Here is a 17,898-nt window from a genome sequence, read left to right as displayed (position 1 = left end):
CGCGCTACGGTCGGCGACCGGTCACGACCGCCTACGACCGGTACGACAGCCCGTGCCCGAGCGGGTACAGCACCGTCTCGGGATCGTCCGCCCGGACCACCGGCACCGGCAGCTTGCCGCGCGGTCGCACCCGCCCGGCGATCACCCGGGCCGCGGCCCGCACCTCGACGTCCGTCCAGGAGTAGGCGGCGAGGAAGGCGGGGACGTCCGGGAGCTGGGCGACGTCGTACGGGTTGCGGACCGAGACCGCGACGACCGGCTTGCCGGTCTCCAGCAGCCGCGCGACCAGCGTGCGCTGGCTGCTGCCCGCCGTGACGTTGTACGTCGCGACCACGATCGCGTCGGCGTCCCCGGCCGCCGCGACCGCGCGGTCGATGACGGCGGCGGACGGTGCCGTCCCGGTCGACAGGGCGGTGGCGGCGAAGCCCAGCTCGGTCAGCGCGCCCGCGAGGACACCGGTGGGCGGCCCGGTCGTGCCGGAGGGGGACGCGGGGTCGGCGCCGACGACGAGCAGCCGGCGGTGCTCCCGGCGTGACAGGGGCAGCAGACGCCCCTCGTTGACCAGCAGCGTGGTGGACCGCTCGGCGATCCGGTCCGCCGCCTCCAGGTGGCCGCGGGTGCCGACGGTGCGGTCGACGTCCCGGCGGCTGGTGTAGGCGTCCCGGAACAGGCCCAGCTTCGCCTTCAGCCGCAGCACCCGCAGGATCGATTCGTCGAGCCGCGCCTCGGTGAGTTCGCCCTCGCGCACGGCGGCCAGGACGGCGTTCCAGGCGAGCGGCAGGTCCGGCGGGTTGAGCAGCTGGTCGACGCCGGCCTTCAGCGCCAGCACCGGCACCCGTTCGTCGCCGTACTTCGTGCGTACGCCCTGCATGCCGAGGGAGTCGGTGACCACGACCCCGTCGTAGCCCAGTTCCTCGCGCAGGATGCCGGTGAGGATGGGGCGGGAGAGGGTGGCCGGGTCGCCGGAGCCGTCGAGCGCCGGGACCACCAGGTGGGCGGTCATGATCGCGTCGATGCCCGCCTCGATGGCGGCGCGGAAGGGCGGCGCGTCCAGCTCCTCCCACTGCTCGCGGCTGTGCGTGATGACCGGCAGGCCGGTGTGGCTGTCGGTGGCCGTGTCGCCGTGTCCCGGGAAGTGCTTGGCGCACGCCGCGACCCCGGACCGCTGGTACCCCGTCACCTCGGCGGCCACCATGTCCGACACCGCCCGGGGATCGGCGCCGAAGGACCGTACGCCGATCACCGGGTTGGCCGGGTTGACGTTCACGTCGGCGACGGGGGAGTAGTCCTGGCGGATGCCCATGGCGTGCAGCTCGGCACCCGCGATCCGCCCGAGGGTGCGGGCGTCGGACCGCGAACCGCCGGCACCGACGGCCATCGCGCCCGGGAAGAGGGTTGCCGGCTCGCCCACGCGAGCCACGATCCCGTACTCCTGGTCGGTGGAGATGAGCACGGGCAGGCCGCGCGGCAGCTCCAGGGACGCCTTCTGGATGCCGTTGGACAGCTCGGCGATCTGGTGCGGGTCGCGGGTGTTGTGCGCCCAGGCGAAGTAGATGATGCCGCCGACCCGGTACTCGGCGACCAGCTCGGCCGCGGTGCGGACGCCGATCTCCTTCAGGTTGGCGTCGATGTCGGCCTGGTCGGGGTCGGTGGCGGAGTGGCCGTAGACGCGCATGACGAAGAGCTGGCCGACCTTCTCCTCCAGCGTCATGCGGGAGATGAGGGCGCGCAGCTTGTCGTCGTCGGGCCTGCGGGCGTCGGCGTACGCGGTGCCGCCGCCGGCCGCGAGCGTCGCGCCGACGACCGCGGTGGCGGTGAGGACGGTACGTCTGGAGGGGTGTGCGGTGCTTCCCGTGCCGGCCGTGCTGCTGTGGTGCACGTGCGCTCCTTCCGGAGTGATCCACTGGGAATCGCTGGAGAGCTGCTGAAGGAAACTTCCAAGGAGTCACCAATATCCGGGAAGTTTCTGCCAGTCAAGGGAGCGCACAGGCATCGCCCCGGAAGCCGCGGGCGGCGGGCCGGAGGGGCCGTCGTCGGCGCAAGGGAGGGGGGCGCGCCGACGACGGCGTGCTGCCGGCCGCGGTACGGCTGGAGAGGGTGGTCGGCGATCGCAGCCAGCAGCGAGGCCGACACCGAACCGCGGAGACTCGTCCGACAGCGTGCCGCTTGGACGGACGGGGCGGGACCGGGGTTCCGCCCGGACCCGGGATTCCGCGAAGTCGGTGCCCGTGGGGACGGTGGGGCGCGAGGAGCGAGGCCGGATCACCGGTCCGGCCCCCCGCGGGCTCCGCCCCGGCTGCCCGGTCCGTGGGGCGGTCAGTCGGCCTGGGCCCGGGCCGACACGAGGGCGGTGCGGGCCGACGGGACGGGGGCGGCGGGGGCAGACGGGACGGGGCCGGCGGGGGCAGACGGGACGGGGTCGGCGGGGGCAGGCGGGACGGGGTCGGCGTGGGCCGCGGCGGCCGGCCAGTGGGCCTTCAGGGTGCGTACCGTCTCCGCGATCGCCGGACGGCGGGCCGCGCCCGTGCGCCACAGCGCGTACAGCCGCCGTACCGGCATCGGGTCCAGCGCCACCTCCACCACCCCGGCGGGCAGCGGCCCACGCCCCAGCCGGGGGATCAGGGCGACGCCCAGCCCGGCCGCGACCAGCGCGACGAGCGTCGGATTCTCCTCGGCCTGGTGGACGACGTCCGGCTCGTGCCCGGCCCCCCGCAGGGTCCGCAGCAGCCAGTCGTGGCAGACCCGCCCCGGCGGCTGGCAGATCCACCGCTCCCCGCCCAGCTCCGCCCGCCGGACGGCGGCCCGCCCCGCGAAACGGTGCCCCTCGGGCACCAGCAGATCGCACAGGTCGTCCCCGATGACCGCCTGCTCCACCCCGGCCGGCGCGGGCAGCGGGGCGATGTCCCAGTCGTGCGCCACGACCAGGTCGACGGCGCCCTTCGCCACCAGATCCACGGACAGGTGCGGGTCGACCTCGGTGAGCCGGGCGTCGAGCGCCGGGTGCCGCGCGGCGAGGTCGGCCAGCACGCCCGGCAGCAGACCACGCGCCGCCGACGAGAACGCCGCCACGGTCAGCCGCCCCGCCGGCACCCCGCGCCGCTCCTCCAGCCGCGTCTCGGTCCGCTCCACGATGGCCAGCAACTCACGTGCGGCCGAGGCGAGTTGCCACGCCTCGTCGGTGAGCCGCACCCCGCGCCCCTCCCGCTCCAGCAGCACCGTCCTGGTCTCCCGCTCCAGCTTGGCGATCTGCTGGGACACCGCGGACGGCGTGAAGCCCAGCGCGGCGGCGGCCGCGCCGACACTGCCGTGCACGGAGACGGCGTGCAGGGCACGCAGCCGCTGAAGATCGAGCATGTCGACTCCCGGAACACCCGTTGCTGCAAAGAGTTAGGAACGCTACATCCAACCGTGCAGCAATCATCGCTGGTGCTTCACGGTCACGGAAGGCGATCCTCGACGCATGCGACCTTCCCACCTCCTCCTCGGCGTGCTCGTCGCCGCCATCTGGGGCGTGAACTTCACCGTCATCGAGATCGGTCTCGACCACTTCCCGCCCCTGCTCTTCTCCGCCCTGCGCTTCCTGGCGGCGGCGCTCCCCGCCGTCTTCCTCGTCGGCCGCCCCAAGGTGGCCTGGAAGTGGATCGTGGCGGTGGGCCTGGTGCTGGGGGTGGCGAAGTTCGGCCTGGTCTTCGTCGGCATGGACGCGGGCATGCCGGCCGGCCTCTCGTCCCTCGTCCTCCAGGTGCAGGCGGTGTTCACGGCGGTGATCGCGGCCGCGGTCCTGGGGGAGCGTCCCTCCCGCGTCCGCGTGCTGGGCATGCTGGTGGCACTGGCCGGCATCGGTGTCGCGGCACTCGACGAGGGCACCTCCGGCCCGCTGGGCGCCTTCGCGATGGTGGTGGGGGCGGCGGCCGCCTGGGGTCTGTCCAACGTCCTGACCCGCAAGGCGTCCCCGCCCGACGCCCTGAACTTCATGGTGTGGGTGTCCACCGTCCCGGTGCTCCCGCTCCTGGCCCTCTCCCTCCTGACGGAGGGCGCCTCCCGGGACCTCGCGGCCCTGCGCGGCCTGGACTGGCAGGGCGCGGGCACGCTGCTCTTCGTCGCCTGGGTCTCGACCGTGTTCGGCTTCGGCGCCTGGGGCTGGCTGCTGCAGCGTCACCCCGCGTCCACGGTGGCGCCGTTCTCCCTGCTGGTCCCCGTCTTCGGCATGACGACGGCGGCCCTCTTCCTCGGCGAGTCGGTCACCCCGCTGCGGTGGTGCGCCGCCGTGCTGCTGGTGGGCGGGGTGGCGCTGGCGTCCCTCTCACCGCACCGCGCCGCCACGAAGCGAGACGCCGCGTCTTGCGTCCCGCCCGCGGACGGCGTAGAGTCGACGACGCAACGAGACGAGACGTCTCGTATGCTTTCCCGGTAGTCCACCGAAGGGCCCCACTTGTTCCCAGCCGTCGCAGCACCCGCCGCCCGCACCGCCGCCTCCCAGCTGACCGTCACCGAAGTCACCAAGCGCTACACCCACCACGTCGTCCTGGACCGGGTGTCGTTCACCGTCCGGCCCGGCGAGAAGGTCGCCGTCGTCGGCGACAACGGCTCCGGCAAATCCACCCTGCTGCGGCTCCTGGCCGGCACCGAGCGCCCCGACAACGGAGAGGTCACCGTCGTCGCCCCGGGCGGCGTCGGACACCTGGCGCAGACCCTGGACCTGCCCGACTCGGCCACCGTCGGCGACGCTGTCGACCTGGCGCTGGGAGACCTGCGCCTCCTCGAACGCCGCATCCGCGAGGCGGGCGCCGCCCTGGACGGCGCCGACCCGGCCGCCCATGACCGGTACGCCGCGCTCGTCGCGGAGTTCGAGGCACGCGGCGGGTACGACGCCGACCGCCGCGTCGACGTGGCCCTGGGCCACCTCGGCGAGCCGGCGGGCCTGGACCGCGCCCGGCGGCTCGGCACCCTCTCCGGCGGCCGCCGCTCCCGTCTCGCCCTGGCCGCCACCCTCGCCTCGGCGCCCGAGCTGCTGCTGCTCGACGAGCCCACCAACGACCTGGACGACGAGGCCGTGGCCTGGCTCGAGGGGCGACTCCAGGCACACCGGGGCACCGTCGTCGCGGTCACCCACGACCGCGCCTTCCTCGACCGGGTCACCGACGTGGTCCTGGAGGTCGACGACCACGCCCGTTCCGTGCGCCGCTACGGGGACGGCTACGAGGGCTACCTGGCGGCGAAGGCCGCCGAACGCGCCCGTATTGAACGGGAGTACGAGGAGTGGCGGACCGAGGTGGCCCGTCAGTCCCGCCTCGCCGACTCGCACATCGGACGCCTCGACGCGATCCCGCGCAAGGGCCCCTGGGCGTTCAGCGGCGCGGGTGCCTTCCGGGCCCGCTCCCGGGCGCACGGCGCGATGGGCCGCATCCGCAACGCACGCGAGCGCCTGCACCGCCTCACCGAGAACCCGGCGCCCGCCCCGCCCGAGCCGCTGCGGTTCACCGCCGCCCTGGAGGGGACGGCGGCAGACGGCGGCGTGGAACTGGCCGGCCTGCGCGTCCCCGGACGCCTCGCCCTGGACGCCCTGCACGTCCCGGCAGGCGGACGGCTGCTGGTCACCGGCCCCAACGGCGCGGGCAAGACCACGCTGCTGCGGGTCCTCGCCGGCGAACTGGCCCCGGAGCCCGGCGCGACGCTGCGGCGGCCCGCCCGGGTCGGCTTCCTGCGCCAGGTGGCGGCGCCCACGACCGCGCCGGAGGAACGCCGGTCCGTACGCGCGTCCTTCGGCGAGCACCGCGCCGGGACGCTGCTCGCCCTCGGCCTGTTCCGCCCCGCGGACCTGGACCGGCCCGTCGGCGACCTCTCCACCGGGCAGCGGCGCCGCCTCGAACTGGCCCGCCTGGTCGCCGAACCGCACGACCTGCTGCTGCTCGACGAACCGACGAACCACCTCTCGCCCGCCCTGATGGAAGACCTCCAGACCGCCCTGGCCGACTACGCCGGCACCCTCGTCGTCGTCTCCCACGACCGGCGCCTGCGGGCGTCCTTCGACGGGCCCGTCACGGAACTGGCGCCCGTCGGGTGAGCCCGGCCGTCAGGCCGACTCGTTGAGCAGCCGCGCCAGGTGCTCACGTCCCGCGTCCAGCAGACCGGGCAGCGGCTCGGCCGCCTCGTACCACCGCTTCTCGTACTCCCAGCACAGCCAGCCGTCCCAGCCCTCGCGCGAGAGCACCTCGACGCACTCGCCCAGCGGCAGTACGCCGGCGCCGAGCGGCAGCGGGGTGGTGTCGTCGGCGGAGGCGATGTCCTTGACCTGGACGTACCCGATGTGCGGGGCGAGGGCCAGGTAGCTGTCGGCGGGCTGCTCGCCCCCCAGCCAGGTGTGCATCACGTCCCACAGCGCACCCACCTGCCGGTGTCCGACCAGACCGAGGACGCGCATCGCGTCGGCGCCCGTGCGGTGCGAGTCGTGGGTCTCCAGGAGGATGCGCACGCCGAGGTCGGCGGCGTACTCGGCGGCCGTGCCCAGCCGCCGGGCGGCCGTCGCGTCCGCCTCCTCGGGGCTCTGCTCGGTGCCGCCGCCGGGGAAGACCCGGACGTACGGGGCGCCGAGGTCGCGGGCCAGCTGGAGCAGGCCGCGGATCTCGGCGAGAGAGGCGTCGTCGTCCCCCGGCGCGGCGACGCGCGCGTACCCCGCCAGGCCCAGCGGCTCGACCCCCGACGCCTCGAACTCGGCGACCACCGCGGCCCGTTCGTCGGGCGTCAGGCCCGGGTGCACGGGTTCCTCCGGGTGGGCGCGCAACTCGACACCGTGGTAGCCGTGCGCGGTCGCGAGGCCCAGCACCTCGCGCAGGGGCAGGCCGGGGACACCGAGGGTGGAGAACGCCAGCTTCATGGTGACGGAGCGTACCCGCCCGCGCCGCCCCCACTCCTCCTCACGCCTCGGGTGTCGCAGCCCACCCCCTGCCGGACACGGGCCGCCGCGCCCAGCCCGTCCGCTCCGGGACGCAGACCGCCACTCCCAGGCCCTCCGCTCCGGGACACGGGCCCGCTCCCAAACCCTCCGCTCCGGGACACGGGCCGCCACTCACAGCCCGTCCGCTCCAGGACGCAGGCCGGCACTCACAGCCCGTCCGGCGTCTGAGGACGAGGCCGTTCAGGCCGAAGCGGGGGCCTGGGGGTGGCAGCCCCCAGCGACGCCCACACCCACGCGGGCCACCGCGAACCCCACCGCACGACTCACACCCGCGGCCCTCCGGAGGACCCCCGCACCATCAACTCCCCCCGCACCGTCGCGATCCCCCCGACCGGCGCCTCCTCCCGCCCCATCGCGATCCGCCCCGCCCGCGCCCCCGCCTCCGCGAGCGGCAACCGCACCGTGGTCAGCGCCGGCACCGCGTCGATGCTGAACGGCAGGTCGTCGAAGCCCGCCACCGACACGTCCTCCGGAATCCGCAGCCCGGAGTCCCGCAGCGCCGCGCACGCCCCCAGCGCGACGGTGTCGTTCGCGGCGACGACGGCGGTCAGCGTCGGGTCCCTGCGCAGCAGTTCCAGCGTCGCCTCGTAGCCGGACTGCCGGTCGTAACGCCCGTGCACCGCCCAGCGGGGATCCTCCTCGACGCCGTGCGCGGCGAGCGCCGCGCGGTGGCCCTCCAGCCGGTGCCGGGTGGTGGTCCGCTCCTCCGGTCCCGCGATGTAGCCGATCCGCCGGTGGCCGAGACCGATCAGGTGCTCGGTCAGTTCCCGGCCGCCCCCGCGGTTGTCGAAGGTCAGCGCGATCGCCCCGGTCCGAGGCGCCGGCGGCCGCCCGCACAGCACCACCCGCGTCCCGGCCTCGGTCAGCTTGCTCAGCTTCGCCGCCACCGCCGCCTGGTGCGCCGCGTCCTCCATCGCCCCGCCGGTCAGCACCACGGCCGCGGCCCGCTGCCGTTGCAGCAGGGTGAGGTAGGTCAGCTCGCGCTCCGGGGTGCCGCCCGTGTTGCAGACCACGGCCAGTCTCTCGCCGCCCGCCCTGCCGCCCGGCCCCCCGATCTCGGACTGGATCGCGCCGGCCATGACGCCGAAGAAGGGGTCCGCGATGTCGTTGACGAGGATGCCCACCAGGTCGGAGGTGGCCGCCGCCAGCGCGCTCGCGGGTCCGTTGAGGACGTAGTCCAGCTCGTCGACCGCCTTGAGCACCCGCTCGCGCGTGGAGGCGGCGACGGGGTAGTTCCCGTTCAGCACGCGCGACACCGTCGCGGGGGAGACCTGGGCGCGGGCCGCCACGTCCGCCAGGGTCACCGTCATGTCCTCGTCCTCCGCCTCGCGTCTGCGCCGTACTGCCGTACGGCGGTACACCGTCGTCCCGTCCCGGGTGACCTTACGACCGCGAACCGCCACCGCTCGCCCCCGCGAACCACTCGCCGTCCGCCCGATCGAACAACTCACCCGAAAACACGGTCTTGTCCAGACCACCGTCCACAGGCTAGCTTCGTACTGCATAGAAAGCGCTTGCTGTACCGCGGTACTCGTCGCGGTCGCCCCGGCACTCGCCGCGGCATCCTTCGCGGTACCCCTGGCTCATCGCTCGTACGAAGGGAATGACGTGACACGCAAGACGGTGCGAATCGCCATGAACGGTGTGACCGGACGCATGGGCTACCGCCAGCACCTCGTCCGTTCCATCCTGGCCCTCCGCGAACAGGGCGGCCTCGACCTGGGCGACGGCACCGTGCTGTGGCCGGAACCGGTCCTGGTCGGCCGCCGTGAACACGCCCTGCGGACGCTGGCCGAACGGCACGGCCTGGAGCACGTCTCGACGGACGTGGACGCGGTCCTGGCCGACCCGTCCGTGGACATCTACTTCGACGCCCAGGTCACCTCGGCCCGCGAGGAGGCGATCAAGAAGGCGATCGCCGCGGGCAAGCACGTCTACACCGAGAAGCCGACGGCCACCGGTCTGGACGGCGCCCTGGAGCTGGCCCGCCTGGCGAACGCCGCCGGCATCAAGCACGGCGTCGTCCAGGACAAGCTCTTCCTCCCCGGCCTGCTCAAGCTCAAGCGCCTCATCGACGGCGGCTTCTTCGGCCGCATCCTGTCCGTGCGCGGCGAGTTCGGCTACTGGGTCTTCGAGGGCGACTGGCAGGACGCCCAGCGCCCCTCCTGGAACTACCGCGCCGAGGACGGCGGCGGCATCGTCGTCGACATGTTCCCGCACTGGGAGTACGTCCTGCACGAGCTGTTCGGCCGGGTGAAGTCCGTCCACGCCCTGGCCACCACCCACATCCCGCAGCGCTGGGACGAGAACGGCAAGCCCTACGACGCCACCGCCGACGACGCCGCCTACGGCGTCTTCGAGCTGGACGGCGGCGCGATCGCCCAGATCAACTCCTCCTGGGCGGTGCGCGTCAACCGCGACGAACTGGTCGAGTTCCAGGTCGACGGCACCGAGGGCTCCGCGGTCGCGGGCCTTCGGGGCTGCCGCGTCCAGCACCGCTCGGCCACCCCCAAGCCGGTGTGGAACCCGGACATCCCCGCCACCGAGGCCTTCCGCGACCAGTGGCAGGAAGTCCCCGACAACCAGGACTTCGACAACGGCTTCAAGGCGCAGTGGGAGCTCTTCCTCAAGCACGTCTACGCCGACGCCCCCTACCACTGGGACCTGCTGGCCGGCGCCCGCGGCGTCCAGCTCGCCGAGCTGGGCCTGAAGTCCTCGGCCGAGGGCCGCCGTCTCGACGTACCGGAGATCGCGCTGTGACCCTCCGCCTGCCCGACGCGAACGGCGCCCTGCGCGCCTACGAGCCCCGCACCGAGCCCCTCACCCTCACCCCGGGAAGCGCTTTCACCTCCCGTACGGTCTTCTCCGCGGCGCACGTCGTCGCCGACCCGTACGCGGACACCACCCCCGACGGCCCCGCCGCCGTCGACTGGGACGCCACCCTCGCCTTCCGCCGTCACCTGTGGTCCCACGGTCTCGGCGTCGCCGAGGCGATGGACACCGCCCAGCGCGGCATGGGCCTGGACTGGGCGGGCGCCGCGGAGCTGATCCGGCGCTCGGCCGCCGAGGCGAAGGCGTGCGGCGGCCGCATCGCCTGCGGAGTCGGCACCGACCAGCTCACCGCCGGCACCCTCGCCGAGGTCCGCGCGGCCTACGAGGAACAGCTGGCGGTCGTCGAGGAGTCCGGCGCCCAGGCCATCCTGATGGCCTCCCGCGCCCTCGCCGCGACGGCGCGGGGCCCGGAGGACTACCTGGAGGTCTACGGCCACCTCCTGCGCCAGGCCGCCGAGCCGGTGGTCCTGCACTGGCTGGGCCCGATGTTCGACCCGGCCCTGGAGGGCTACTGGGGCTCGTCCGACCTCGACGCGGCGACCGGCACCTTCCTGGAGGTCATCGCCGCCCACCCCGACAAGGTCGACGGCATCAAGGTCTCCCTCCTGGACGCCCAGCGCGAGATCGATTTGCGCCGCCGCCTCCCGCAGGGCGTGCGCTGCTACACCGGCGACGACTTCAACTACCCCGAGCTGATCGCCGGCGACGAGCAGGGATTCAGCCACGCCCTGCTCGGCATCTTCGACCCGCTGGGCCCGCTGGCGGCGGAGGCGGTGCGCGTCCTCGACACGGGGAACACGGAGGGCTTCCGCGCCCTCCTCGACCCCACCGTCGAACTCTCCCGCCACCTCTTCCGGGCCCCCACCCGCTTCTACAAGACGGGCGTGGTCTTCCTGGCCTGGCTGGCCGGCCACCAGTCCCACTTCACGATGGTCGGCGGCCTCCAGTCGGCCCGCTCCCTGCCCCACCTCGCCCGCGCCTACGAACTCGCCGACGGACTGGGCCTGTTCCCGGACCCCAAGCTGGCCGAGGAGCGCATGCGGAACCTGCTGAGCCTGTACGGAGTGAACCAGTGAGCGACACGGCGCCGGACCTGACGCGTTTCAGCATCAACCAGATGACGGTCAAGCAGCTCTCGCTGCCCGAACTGACCGCCGCCTGCCGCGAACTCGGCGTCGGCAACGTCGGCCTGTGGCGCGAACCCGTCCAGGCGTACGGCGTCGAGGCGGCGGCGAAGCTGGTGCGCGACGCGGGCCTGACCGTCACCACCCTGTGCCGCGGCGGCTTCCTCACGGCCGTCGACGCGGACGAGCGGGCGAGGGCCCTGGCCGACAACCGCCGCGCCGTCGACGAGGCCGCCACCCTCGGCACCGACACCCTGGTCCTGGTCTCGGGCGGCCTGCCGCCCGGCGACAAGGACCTGCGCGCCGCCCGGGAGCGCATCGCGGACGCCCTGGCCGAGCTGGGCCCCTACGCCGAGGGGCACGGCGTACGGCTCGCCATCGAACCGCTCCACCCCATGTACGCCTCCGACCGCTGCGTGGTCTCCACCCTCACCCAGGCGCTGGACCTCGCCGAACGCTTCCCGGCCCACCAGGTCGGCGTCACCGTCGACACGTACCACATCTGGTGGGACGACCGGGCGCCCGAGCAGATCGCCCGGGCCGGCGCGGGCGGCCGCATCCACACCTTCCAGCTCGCCGACTGGACCACTCCGCTGCCCGAGGGCGTCCTCAACGGCCGCGGTCAGATCGGGGACGGCTCGATCGACATGCGGGAGTGGCAGGGGTACGTGGAGGCGGCCGGATACACCGGAGCCATCGAGGTCGAACTGTTCAACGAGGGCCTGTGGGCCCGGGACGGGCGGGAGGTGCTGGCCGAGACGGCACAGCGGTTCGCCGCGCACGTCGACCTCGCGGGCACCGGAGAATAAATCCCGGCGGTCCGTGCAACCGTTCCGGGGGCGAGCGGGTCGTACTTGTCATCAGAACCCCGACGGGGGGACCCGGGGGGACCGAGGGGTTCTGACGGGGAGGGGAAAAGGGGAGGGAAACCCGAGGGGGCCCGGTCGTCGACCGGACCCCCTCGAAGTTCTCGGACGGGCCGTGCCCTTCCGCCGTCCTCAGAAGAAGACCCCGCACCGCAGCAGCACGTTCGCGTACGGCCGGGCCTCCCCGGTCCGCACCACCAGCCGTGCGCCGGCCGACAGCTCCTTCAGCCGCGCGTGCGGGACGAGTTCGAGGCCGGGGAAGTGCCCGTCGAGCAGGGTGGCCGCCTCCGCGTTGGCGTCCCGGACCTCCTCCGCCGCCGTCGCCCCCTCGACCACCAGCTCGTCGAGCAGCCCGTCCAGGACCTCGGCGAAGGAGGGCACCCCGGCGCGGAAGGCCAGATCCACGACGCGGGGACCGGACGGCACCGGCATGCCCGCGTCGCACACCAGGACGCCGTCGCCGTGGCCGAGTTCGGCGAGGGCACCCGCGAGATGCCGGTTGAGTATCCCCGCCTTCTTCACAGCGCCTCGACCTCCGCCGCCGTCGGGTACGACGCCTGCGCGCCCGCCTTCGTGACCGCCGCCGCGCCCACCCGCGCCGCGTACGCCGCCGCGTCCGCGAGCGACTCGCCGGTCCCGAGCCGCCAGGCCAGCGCCGCGGTGAACGCGTCACCCGCGCCCGTCGTGTCCACGGCGTCCACCTTCACCGACGGCACCCGGGTCACCTCCGCCCCCGACGCCACCAGCGCACCCTCCGCGCCCAGGGTCACGACCACCGAGCGGGGCCCCTTGGCGAGCAGGATGCGGGCCCAGTCCTCGGGGCGGTCGCTCACGCAGGAGTCGCCGAGGATGACCTTCGCCTCGTGCTCGTTGACGATCAGCGGGTCGCAGGCCGCCAGCACCTCCTGAGGCAGCGGGCGCGGCGGCGACGGGTTCAGCACGAAGCGGCTGCCCGGCGCCAGACTCCGGACCACCTCCACGACCGTCTCCAGCGGCACCTCCAACTGCGTGGAGACCACGCGGGAGGCGTGGAAGAGGCTGGCGGCGGCGCGGACGTCGCCCGGAGCCAGCCGGCCGTTGGCGCCCGGCGAGACCACGATGCTGTTGTCCCCGGACGGGTCGACGGTGATCAGCGCGACGCCGGTCGGGGCCCCGCCCACCAGGACGCCCACCGTGTCGACGCCGGCCGCACGCTGCGAGTCCAGCAGCAGCCGGCCGTAGTCGTCGTCGCCGACCCGGGCCAGCAGGGCGGTGCGGGCACCGAGCCGGGCGGCGGCCACCGCCTGGTTCGCGCCCTTGCCGCCCGGGTGGACGGCCAGGTCGGTGCCGAGCACCGTCTCGCCGGCCCCCGGCCGCCGCTCGACGCCGATCACGAGGTCGGCGTTGGCCGATCCCACGACCAGGAGGTCGTAGTCGTACATGAATCGTTCTCCGATCCCGATGAACCCGATGAACCCGATGAACTCAATGAATTCGAGTGAATCCGAATGATTCCGAGTGAATCCGAGTGCAGCCCGCGTGCGTGCCGTTCCGCCCGTGTCAGCCCTCGAAGCCGGCCACGTTCTCCTCGGTGACCACCTTCACCGGCACCTTCACCATCTTCTCCGTCTTCTCGCCGTCGGCGGCGCGCAACGCGTTCTCGACCGCGATCCTGCCCAGTTCCCTGGGCTGCTGCGCCACGGAGGCGAACAACGTCCCCTCCCGCACCGCCTTCAGCCCGTCCGGGGTGCCGTCGAACCCGACGACCTGCACGGACTTCCCGGCCTTGGAGCCGAGCGCCTTGATCGCGCCGAGCGCCATCTCGTCGTTCTCCGCGAAGACACCGTCGATGTCGGGGTGCGCCTGGAGCAGGTTGGTCATCACGTCCAGGCCCTTGGTGCGGTCGAAGTCCGCGGGCTGCTTGGCGACGACCTCGATGCCCGGGTACTCCTTCAGCCCGGCCGCGAAGCCCGCCCCGCGCTCCCGGCTGGCGGAGGTTCCGGCCTGGCCCTGGAGGATGACGATGGTGCCCTTGCCGCCGAGCTTCTCGGCGAGCGCCCTGGCGCCCAGCTTGCCGCCCTCGACGTTGTCGGAGGCGACCAGCGCCGACGTGTCCGCCTTGTTGACGCCCCGGTCCACCGCGATCACGGGGATGTCGTCCTTGTTCGCCGAGCGCACCGAGGGACCGGCCGCGTCGGAGTCCACCGGGTTGACGATGATCGAGGACAGGCCCTCGCTGGTGAAGTTCTGCAACTGGTTGGCCTGCTGGGAGGCGTCGTTCTGCGCGTCCGTGACGGTCAGGTCCGCGCCCAGCTTCTTCGCCTGCTCCTCGGCGCCCGCCCGGATCTGCACGAAGAACGGGTTGTTGAGCGTGGACAGCGACAGGCCGATCTTCTGCGTCTTCCCGTCCGACGACCCGTTGTGCAGCAGCGAGGTCGCGCCCACTACGGCGACGGCGACGACGGCCGCGACGACGTACGTCAGCGCCTGCTTGCCCCGGTTGCCGCCGCCGGACGCCCCGGCCGCCGGAGTCGTCGCCCCGGCCTTGCGCCGCAGCGTGTCGAAGAGCACCGCCAGCGCGATGACGACACCGATGACGACCTGCTGCCAGAACGCGGAGACGGACAGCAGGTTGAGGCCGTTGCGCAGTACCGCGAGGATCAGCGCGCCGATCAGCGTGCCGGACGCCTTGCCGGTGCCGCCCGCCAGCGAGGCACCGCCGATGACGACGGCGGCGATGGCGTCCAGCTCGTAACCCTGGGCGGCCTGCGGCTGCGCGGAGGAGAGCCGGGAGGCCAGCACGATGCCCGCGGCGGCGGCGAACAGGCCGGAGAAGGCGTAGATGGCGAGCTTCTGCCGCTTCACGCGCAGCCCGGACAGCCGGGCGGCCTCCTCGTTGCCGCCGATGGCGTACATGGACCGGCCGATGTACGTCCGTCCGAGCACGAACGCCGTGATCAGCCCCATCACGATCATCACGAGCACCGGCACGGGCAGCCACCCGCCGAGCGTGTCACCGAGGTGGGAGACCGAGTCCGGGAAGGCGATCGGCGAGCCCTGCGAGATGACCAGCGACAGACCGCGCCCCACCGACAGCATGGCGAGCGTCGCGATGAACGGCGGCAGTTTCCCGTACGAGATGAGGAAACCGTTCACCAGGCCGCAGGCGATGCCGGTCGCGACGGACAGCAGCACCGCCAGCACGACCGGGACGCCGGCCTCGGTCGCGCTCCACGCCAGCACCGTGGCCGACAGCGCGGCGACCGAGCCGACCGACAGGTCGATGCCGGCCGAGACGATGACGAAGGTGACGCCGAAGGCGAGGATCGCGGTGACGGCGGCCTGGACGCCGACGTTCAGCAGGTTGTCGGCGGTCAGGAAGTCCCCGGACAGCGCCGACATGGCGATGACGAGGACGATCAGTGCGGTCAGGGCGCCGTTGTCGAGCAGCAGGCGGCGCAGGCCGCCCGTGGCGCCGCCCTGCGCGCCCGGCTTGTTCTTGAGCGTGTCAGTGGCCACGGGAGGCCTCCGTTCCGGTTTCGTCGGTGTGGGGAGTGCTGACGGCGAGCGCCATCACGGCGTCCTGGGTGGCCTGTCCGGCGGGGAGTTCGCCCGCGACCCGCCCCTGGGCCATGACGATCACCCGGTCGCTCATGCCGAGCACCTCGGGCAGGTCGCTGGAGATCATGAGCACGGCGGCTCCGGCGGCCGTCAGTTCGTTGACGAGCTGGTAGATCTCGACCTTGGCGCCGACGTCGATGCCGCGGGTCGGCTCGTCGAGGATCAGCACCTTGGTGTCCGCCAGCAGCCACTTGCCGATGACGACCTTCTGCTGGTTGCCGCCGGACAGGGTCCGCACGTGCTGCCCGAGCCCGGCCATCCGCACGCCGAGCTGCCCGGCGATTCGCTCGGCCGCCGCGTGCTGCCCCTTGAGGTCCACGAGCCCCGCGCGGGCGGACGACCTCAGCGTCACCAGCCCGAGGTTCTCCTCGACGGAGGCGTCGAGCACGAGGCCCTGCCCCTTGCGGTCCTCGGGCACGAGCCCGATCCCGGCCGCCATGGCGGCGTTCACGTCGTGCCGCCGCAAGGGGGCGCCCGCGACGTGCACGGTCCCGGAGTCGTACGGGTCGGCGCCGAACACGGCCCGCACGACCTCGGTCCGCCCGGCCCCGACGAGCCCCGCGATGCCGACGACCTCGCCGGCCCGCACCTCGAACCCGACGTCGTGGAAGACCCCGTCCCGCGTCAGCCCCTCGACCTTGAGCAACGGCTCACCGGCCTCGGTGCGTTCCCGCGGGTACTGCTGCTCGATCGACCGCCCGACCATGAGCCGCACCAGCTCGTCCTCCGGGGTGGAGGCGGGCACCTGCCCGACACTCCTGCCGTCCCGGATGACGGTGACGCGGTCGCCGAGGGCGGCGATCTCCTCCAGGTGGTGGGTGATGAAGACGATTCCGACACCGTCCTCGCGCAGCCGCCGCACGATGGCGAACAGCTTCTCGACCTCCTCGGAGGTGAGCACGGCGGTCGGCTCGTCCATGATGAGCACGCGCGCGTCGAGGCTGAGCGCCTTGGCGATCTCGACCATCTGGAGCCGGGCGATACCGAGTTCACGCACGCGCGCGCGGGGCGACACCTTGACGCCCACCCGCTCCAGCAGCGCCTCCGCGTCCGCGTCCATCTTCTTCCGGTCGATCATCCCGAACCGGCGGGGCTGGCGCCCCAGGAAGATGTTCTCGGCGACCGTCAGGTCGGGAACGAGGTTGAACTCCTGGTAGATGGTGGCGATCCCGAGCCGCTCGGAGTCCTGCGCACCGTGGATGCGCACCTCCTCGCCGCCGGCCAGGATCCGCCCGGCGTCGGGCGTGTAGGCGCCGGAGAGCATCTTGATCAGGGTGCTCTTGCCCGCGCCGTTCTCACCGAGCAGCACGTGCACCTCGCCCCGGCGCAGGTCGAAGTCGACGCTGTCGAGCGCGACCACGCCGGGGAAGGTCTTGCGGATGCCCTCGATGCGCAGCAACTCGTCGGGACTGCGGCTGCTCACGGCGTACTCCTTCGTACGGGGGACGGGGACTGTCGGGGATCGCCGGGCTCCCCGCACGAGCGGCGGACGACGAGCCGGGCCGGCAGGGTGACGGACGCGCCGGTCCGCCCCTCGATCCGGTCGACCAGCGCGCGCACGGCGGCGCGCCCGAGGTCGCCCGTGGGCTGGGCGATCGCGGTGATCGGCGGATCGGTGTGCACGAACCAGCGGATGTCGTCGAACGCGGCGAGCGCGATGTCCTCGGGGACGCGCAGTCCGCGTGCCCGTACGGCGTCCAGCGCGCCGAGCGCCATCAGGTTGTCGGCGGCGAAGACGACCTCGGGCGGCTCGGACAGGTCGAGGAAGCCCTCGGTGACCCGGCGCCCGCTCTCCGCCTGGAAGTCGCCCTGGCCGATGTACGCGTCGGGGAGGACGAGCCCGTACTCGCCGAGCGCCTCGCGGAAGGCGTCGACGCGCTCGCGTCCGGTCGTCGTGGCGGCGGGCCCGGCGATGATGGCGAGCCGCCGGTGCCCGAGCCCGTGCAGGTGCGCGACGAGGTCCCGCACCGCCTGCCGCCCGTCGGAGCGGACCACGGGTACGTCCACGCCCGGGATCCACCGGTCGACGAACACCATCGGCGTCCCGGCCCGGGCGGCGTCCAGCATGCGCGGGGAGCCGCCGTCGGTGGGGGAGACGAGGAGCCCGTCGATACGGCGGTCCAGCAGGGTCGTCACATGGTGGTCCTGGAGATCCGGCCGCTCGTCGGCGTTGCCGATGATGACGCTGTACCCGAGCGCGCGGGCCTCTTCCTCCACGGACCGGGCCAGCTCGGTGAAGTACGGGTTCATGACGTCGCTGATGACCAGGCCGAGGGTGCGGGTCTGGTCGGTGCGCAGTGACCGGGCGACGGCGTTCGGGCGGTAGCCCAGCGTCTCGACGGCGGCCAGCACGCGGGCGCGGGCGCCGGGGCTGACGGACGGGTGGCCGTTGAGGACGCGCGAGACCGTCGCGACGGACACGCCCGCCTCGACGGCGACGTCCTTGATGCTCGCCATCGCCGTTCCACCTCCTCGTGGAATCGATTACACGGAGGATTGGAAACGATTACACGCGCGTTCG

Annotated in this window: 14 protein-coding genes; 5 read left to right on the top strand and 9 right to left on the bottom strand. The window is 73.4% G+C overall.

Going from position 1 to position 17,898, the window contains the following annotated elements; translation table 11 throughout:
• Window positions 1-31: 31 nt before the first annotated feature.
• Together ACLIN4_RS12530 and ACLIN4_RS12525 are read right to left on the bottom strand one after the other, a co-directional pair.
• On the bottom strand, window positions 32-1,879 hold the full coding sequence (locus ACLIN4_RS12530; protein ID WP_107480271.1) for a glycoside hydrolase family 3 protein: 1,848 nt from the start codon (window positions 1,877-1,879) through the stop codon (window positions 32-34).
• Window positions 1,880-2,316: 437 nt separating this feature from the next.
• The gene (locus ACLIN4_RS12525; protein ID WP_289903135.1) at window positions 2,317-3,354 is read right to left on the bottom strand and encodes a LysR family transcriptional regulator; all 1,038 of its coding nucleotides are present in this window, start codon (window positions 3,352-3,354) and stop codon (window positions 2,317-2,319) included.
• A 106-nt stretch (window positions 3,355-3,460) separates the two neighbouring features.
• Between ACLIN4_RS12525 and ACLIN4_RS12520 the strand changes: the two genes are divergently transcribed.
• Both ACLIN4_RS12520 and abc-f read left to right on the top strand, forming a co-directional pair.
• Window positions 3,461-4,414 (top strand): EamA family transporter, encoded by a 954-nt coding sequence (locus tag ACLIN4_RS12520; protein WP_107480428.1) that lies wholly within the window; start codon window positions 3,461-3,463, stop codon window positions 4,412-4,414.
• An 18-nt stretch (window positions 4,415-4,432) separates the two neighbouring features.
• Entirely contained in the window at window positions 4,433-6,064 is a 1,632-nt protein-coding gene (gene abc-f, locus ACLIN4_RS12515; RefSeq protein ID WP_289903136.1) for a ribosomal protection-like ABC-F family protein, read from the top strand.
• A 9-nt stretch (window positions 6,065-6,073) separates the two neighbouring features.
• Here the strand turns inward: abc-f and ACLIN4_RS12510 are convergent, their stop codons facing one another.
• Together ACLIN4_RS12510 and ACLIN4_RS12505 are read right to left on the bottom strand one after the other, a co-directional pair.
• Window positions 6,074-6,874: a sugar phosphate isomerase/epimerase family protein gene (locus tag ACLIN4_RS12510; protein WP_411575782.1), complete on the bottom strand. Its 801-nt coding sequence runs from the start codon at window positions 6,872-6,874 to the stop codon at window positions 6,074-6,076.
• Window positions 6,875-7,218: 344 nt separating this feature from the next.
• On the bottom strand, window positions 7,219-8,265 hold the full coding sequence (locus tag ACLIN4_RS12505) for a LacI family DNA-binding transcriptional regulator (RefSeq protein WP_289903138.1): 1,047 nt from the start codon (window positions 8,263-8,265) through the stop codon (window positions 7,219-7,221).
• A 298-nt stretch (window positions 8,266-8,563) separates the two neighbouring features.
• On the opposite strand from ACLIN4_RS12505, the gene ACLIN4_RS12500 reads away from it, so the two are divergent.
• From ACLIN4_RS12500 to ACLIN4_RS12490, 3 genes are read left to right on the top strand one after another with little or no spacing between them, the layout of a single operon-like run.
• The gene (locus tag ACLIN4_RS12500; RefSeq protein WP_107480381.1) at window positions 8,564-9,715 is read left to right on the top strand and encodes a Gfo/Idh/MocA family protein; all 1,152 of its coding nucleotides are present in this window, start codon (window positions 8,564-8,566) and stop codon (window positions 9,713-9,715) included.
• A complete protein-coding gene (locus ACLIN4_RS12495; RefSeq protein WP_289903139.1) occupies window positions 9,712-10,863 on the top strand; it encodes a dihydrodipicolinate synthase family protein in 1,152 nt (383 codons plus the stop codon). The genes ACLIN4_RS12500 and ACLIN4_RS12495 overlap by 4 nt, the downstream gene beginning before the upstream one ends.
• Window positions 10,864-10,904: 41 nt before the next feature.
• The gene (locus tag ACLIN4_RS12490; RefSeq protein WP_179342801.1) at window positions 10,905-11,720 is read left to right on the top strand and encodes a sugar phosphate isomerase/epimerase family protein; all 816 of its coding nucleotides are present in this window, start codon (window positions 10,905-10,907) and stop codon (window positions 11,718-11,720) included.
• 189 nt (window positions 11,721-11,909) lie between these two features.
• On the opposite strand, the gene rbsD is transcribed toward ACLIN4_RS12490, so the two are convergent.
• The 5 genes from rbsD to ACLIN4_RS12465 form a co-directional block, all read right to left on the bottom strand.
• Window positions 11,910-12,299 carry a D-ribose pyranase gene (rbsD, locus tag ACLIN4_RS12485; protein WP_107480378.1) on the bottom strand — a complete coding sequence of 130 codons (390 nt, stop codon included), beginning with the start codon at window positions 12,297-12,299 and terminating at the stop codon, window positions 11,910-11,912.
• Window positions 12,296-13,198, bottom strand: a complete 903-nt coding sequence (locus tag ACLIN4_RS12480; RefSeq protein WP_289903140.1) for a ribokinase — start codon at window positions 13,196-13,198, stop codon at window positions 12,296-12,298. Before ACLIN4_RS12480 ends, rbsD begins: the two co-directional genes overlap by 4 nt.
• A 118-nt stretch (window positions 13,199-13,316) precedes the next feature.
• The gene (locus ACLIN4_RS12475; protein ID WP_289903141.1) at window positions 13,317-15,275 is read right to left on the bottom strand and encodes a substrate-binding domain-containing protein; all 1,959 of its coding nucleotides are present in this window, start codon (window positions 15,273-15,275) and stop codon (window positions 13,317-13,319) included.
• Window positions 15,265-16,800 carry a sugar ABC transporter ATP-binding protein gene (locus ACLIN4_RS12470; protein ID WP_290013913.1) on the bottom strand — a complete coding sequence of 512 codons (1,536 nt, stop codon included), beginning with the start codon at window positions 16,798-16,800 and terminating at the stop codon, window positions 15,265-15,267. The genes ACLIN4_RS12475 and ACLIN4_RS12470 overlap by 11 nt, the downstream gene beginning before the upstream one ends.
• Complete coding sequence (locus tag ACLIN4_RS12465; RefSeq protein ID WP_100045950.1) at window positions 16,797-17,834, bottom strand: LacI family DNA-binding transcriptional regulator; 1,038 nt, start codon at window positions 17,832-17,834, stop codon at window positions 16,797-16,799. The genes ACLIN4_RS12470 and ACLIN4_RS12465 overlap by 4 nt, the downstream gene beginning before the upstream one ends.
• Window positions 17,835-17,898 lie beyond the last annotated feature (64 nt).

The sequence above is a fragment of the Streptomyces mutabilis genome, from assembly GCF_046628145.1.
GTDB lineage: Bacteria > Actinomycetota > Actinomycetes > Streptomycetales > Streptomycetaceae > Streptomyces > Streptomyces mutabilis.
The sequence above is the reverse complement of the archived record's forward strand: the minus strand, read 5'-3'. Positions and strand labels throughout refer to the sequence as shown.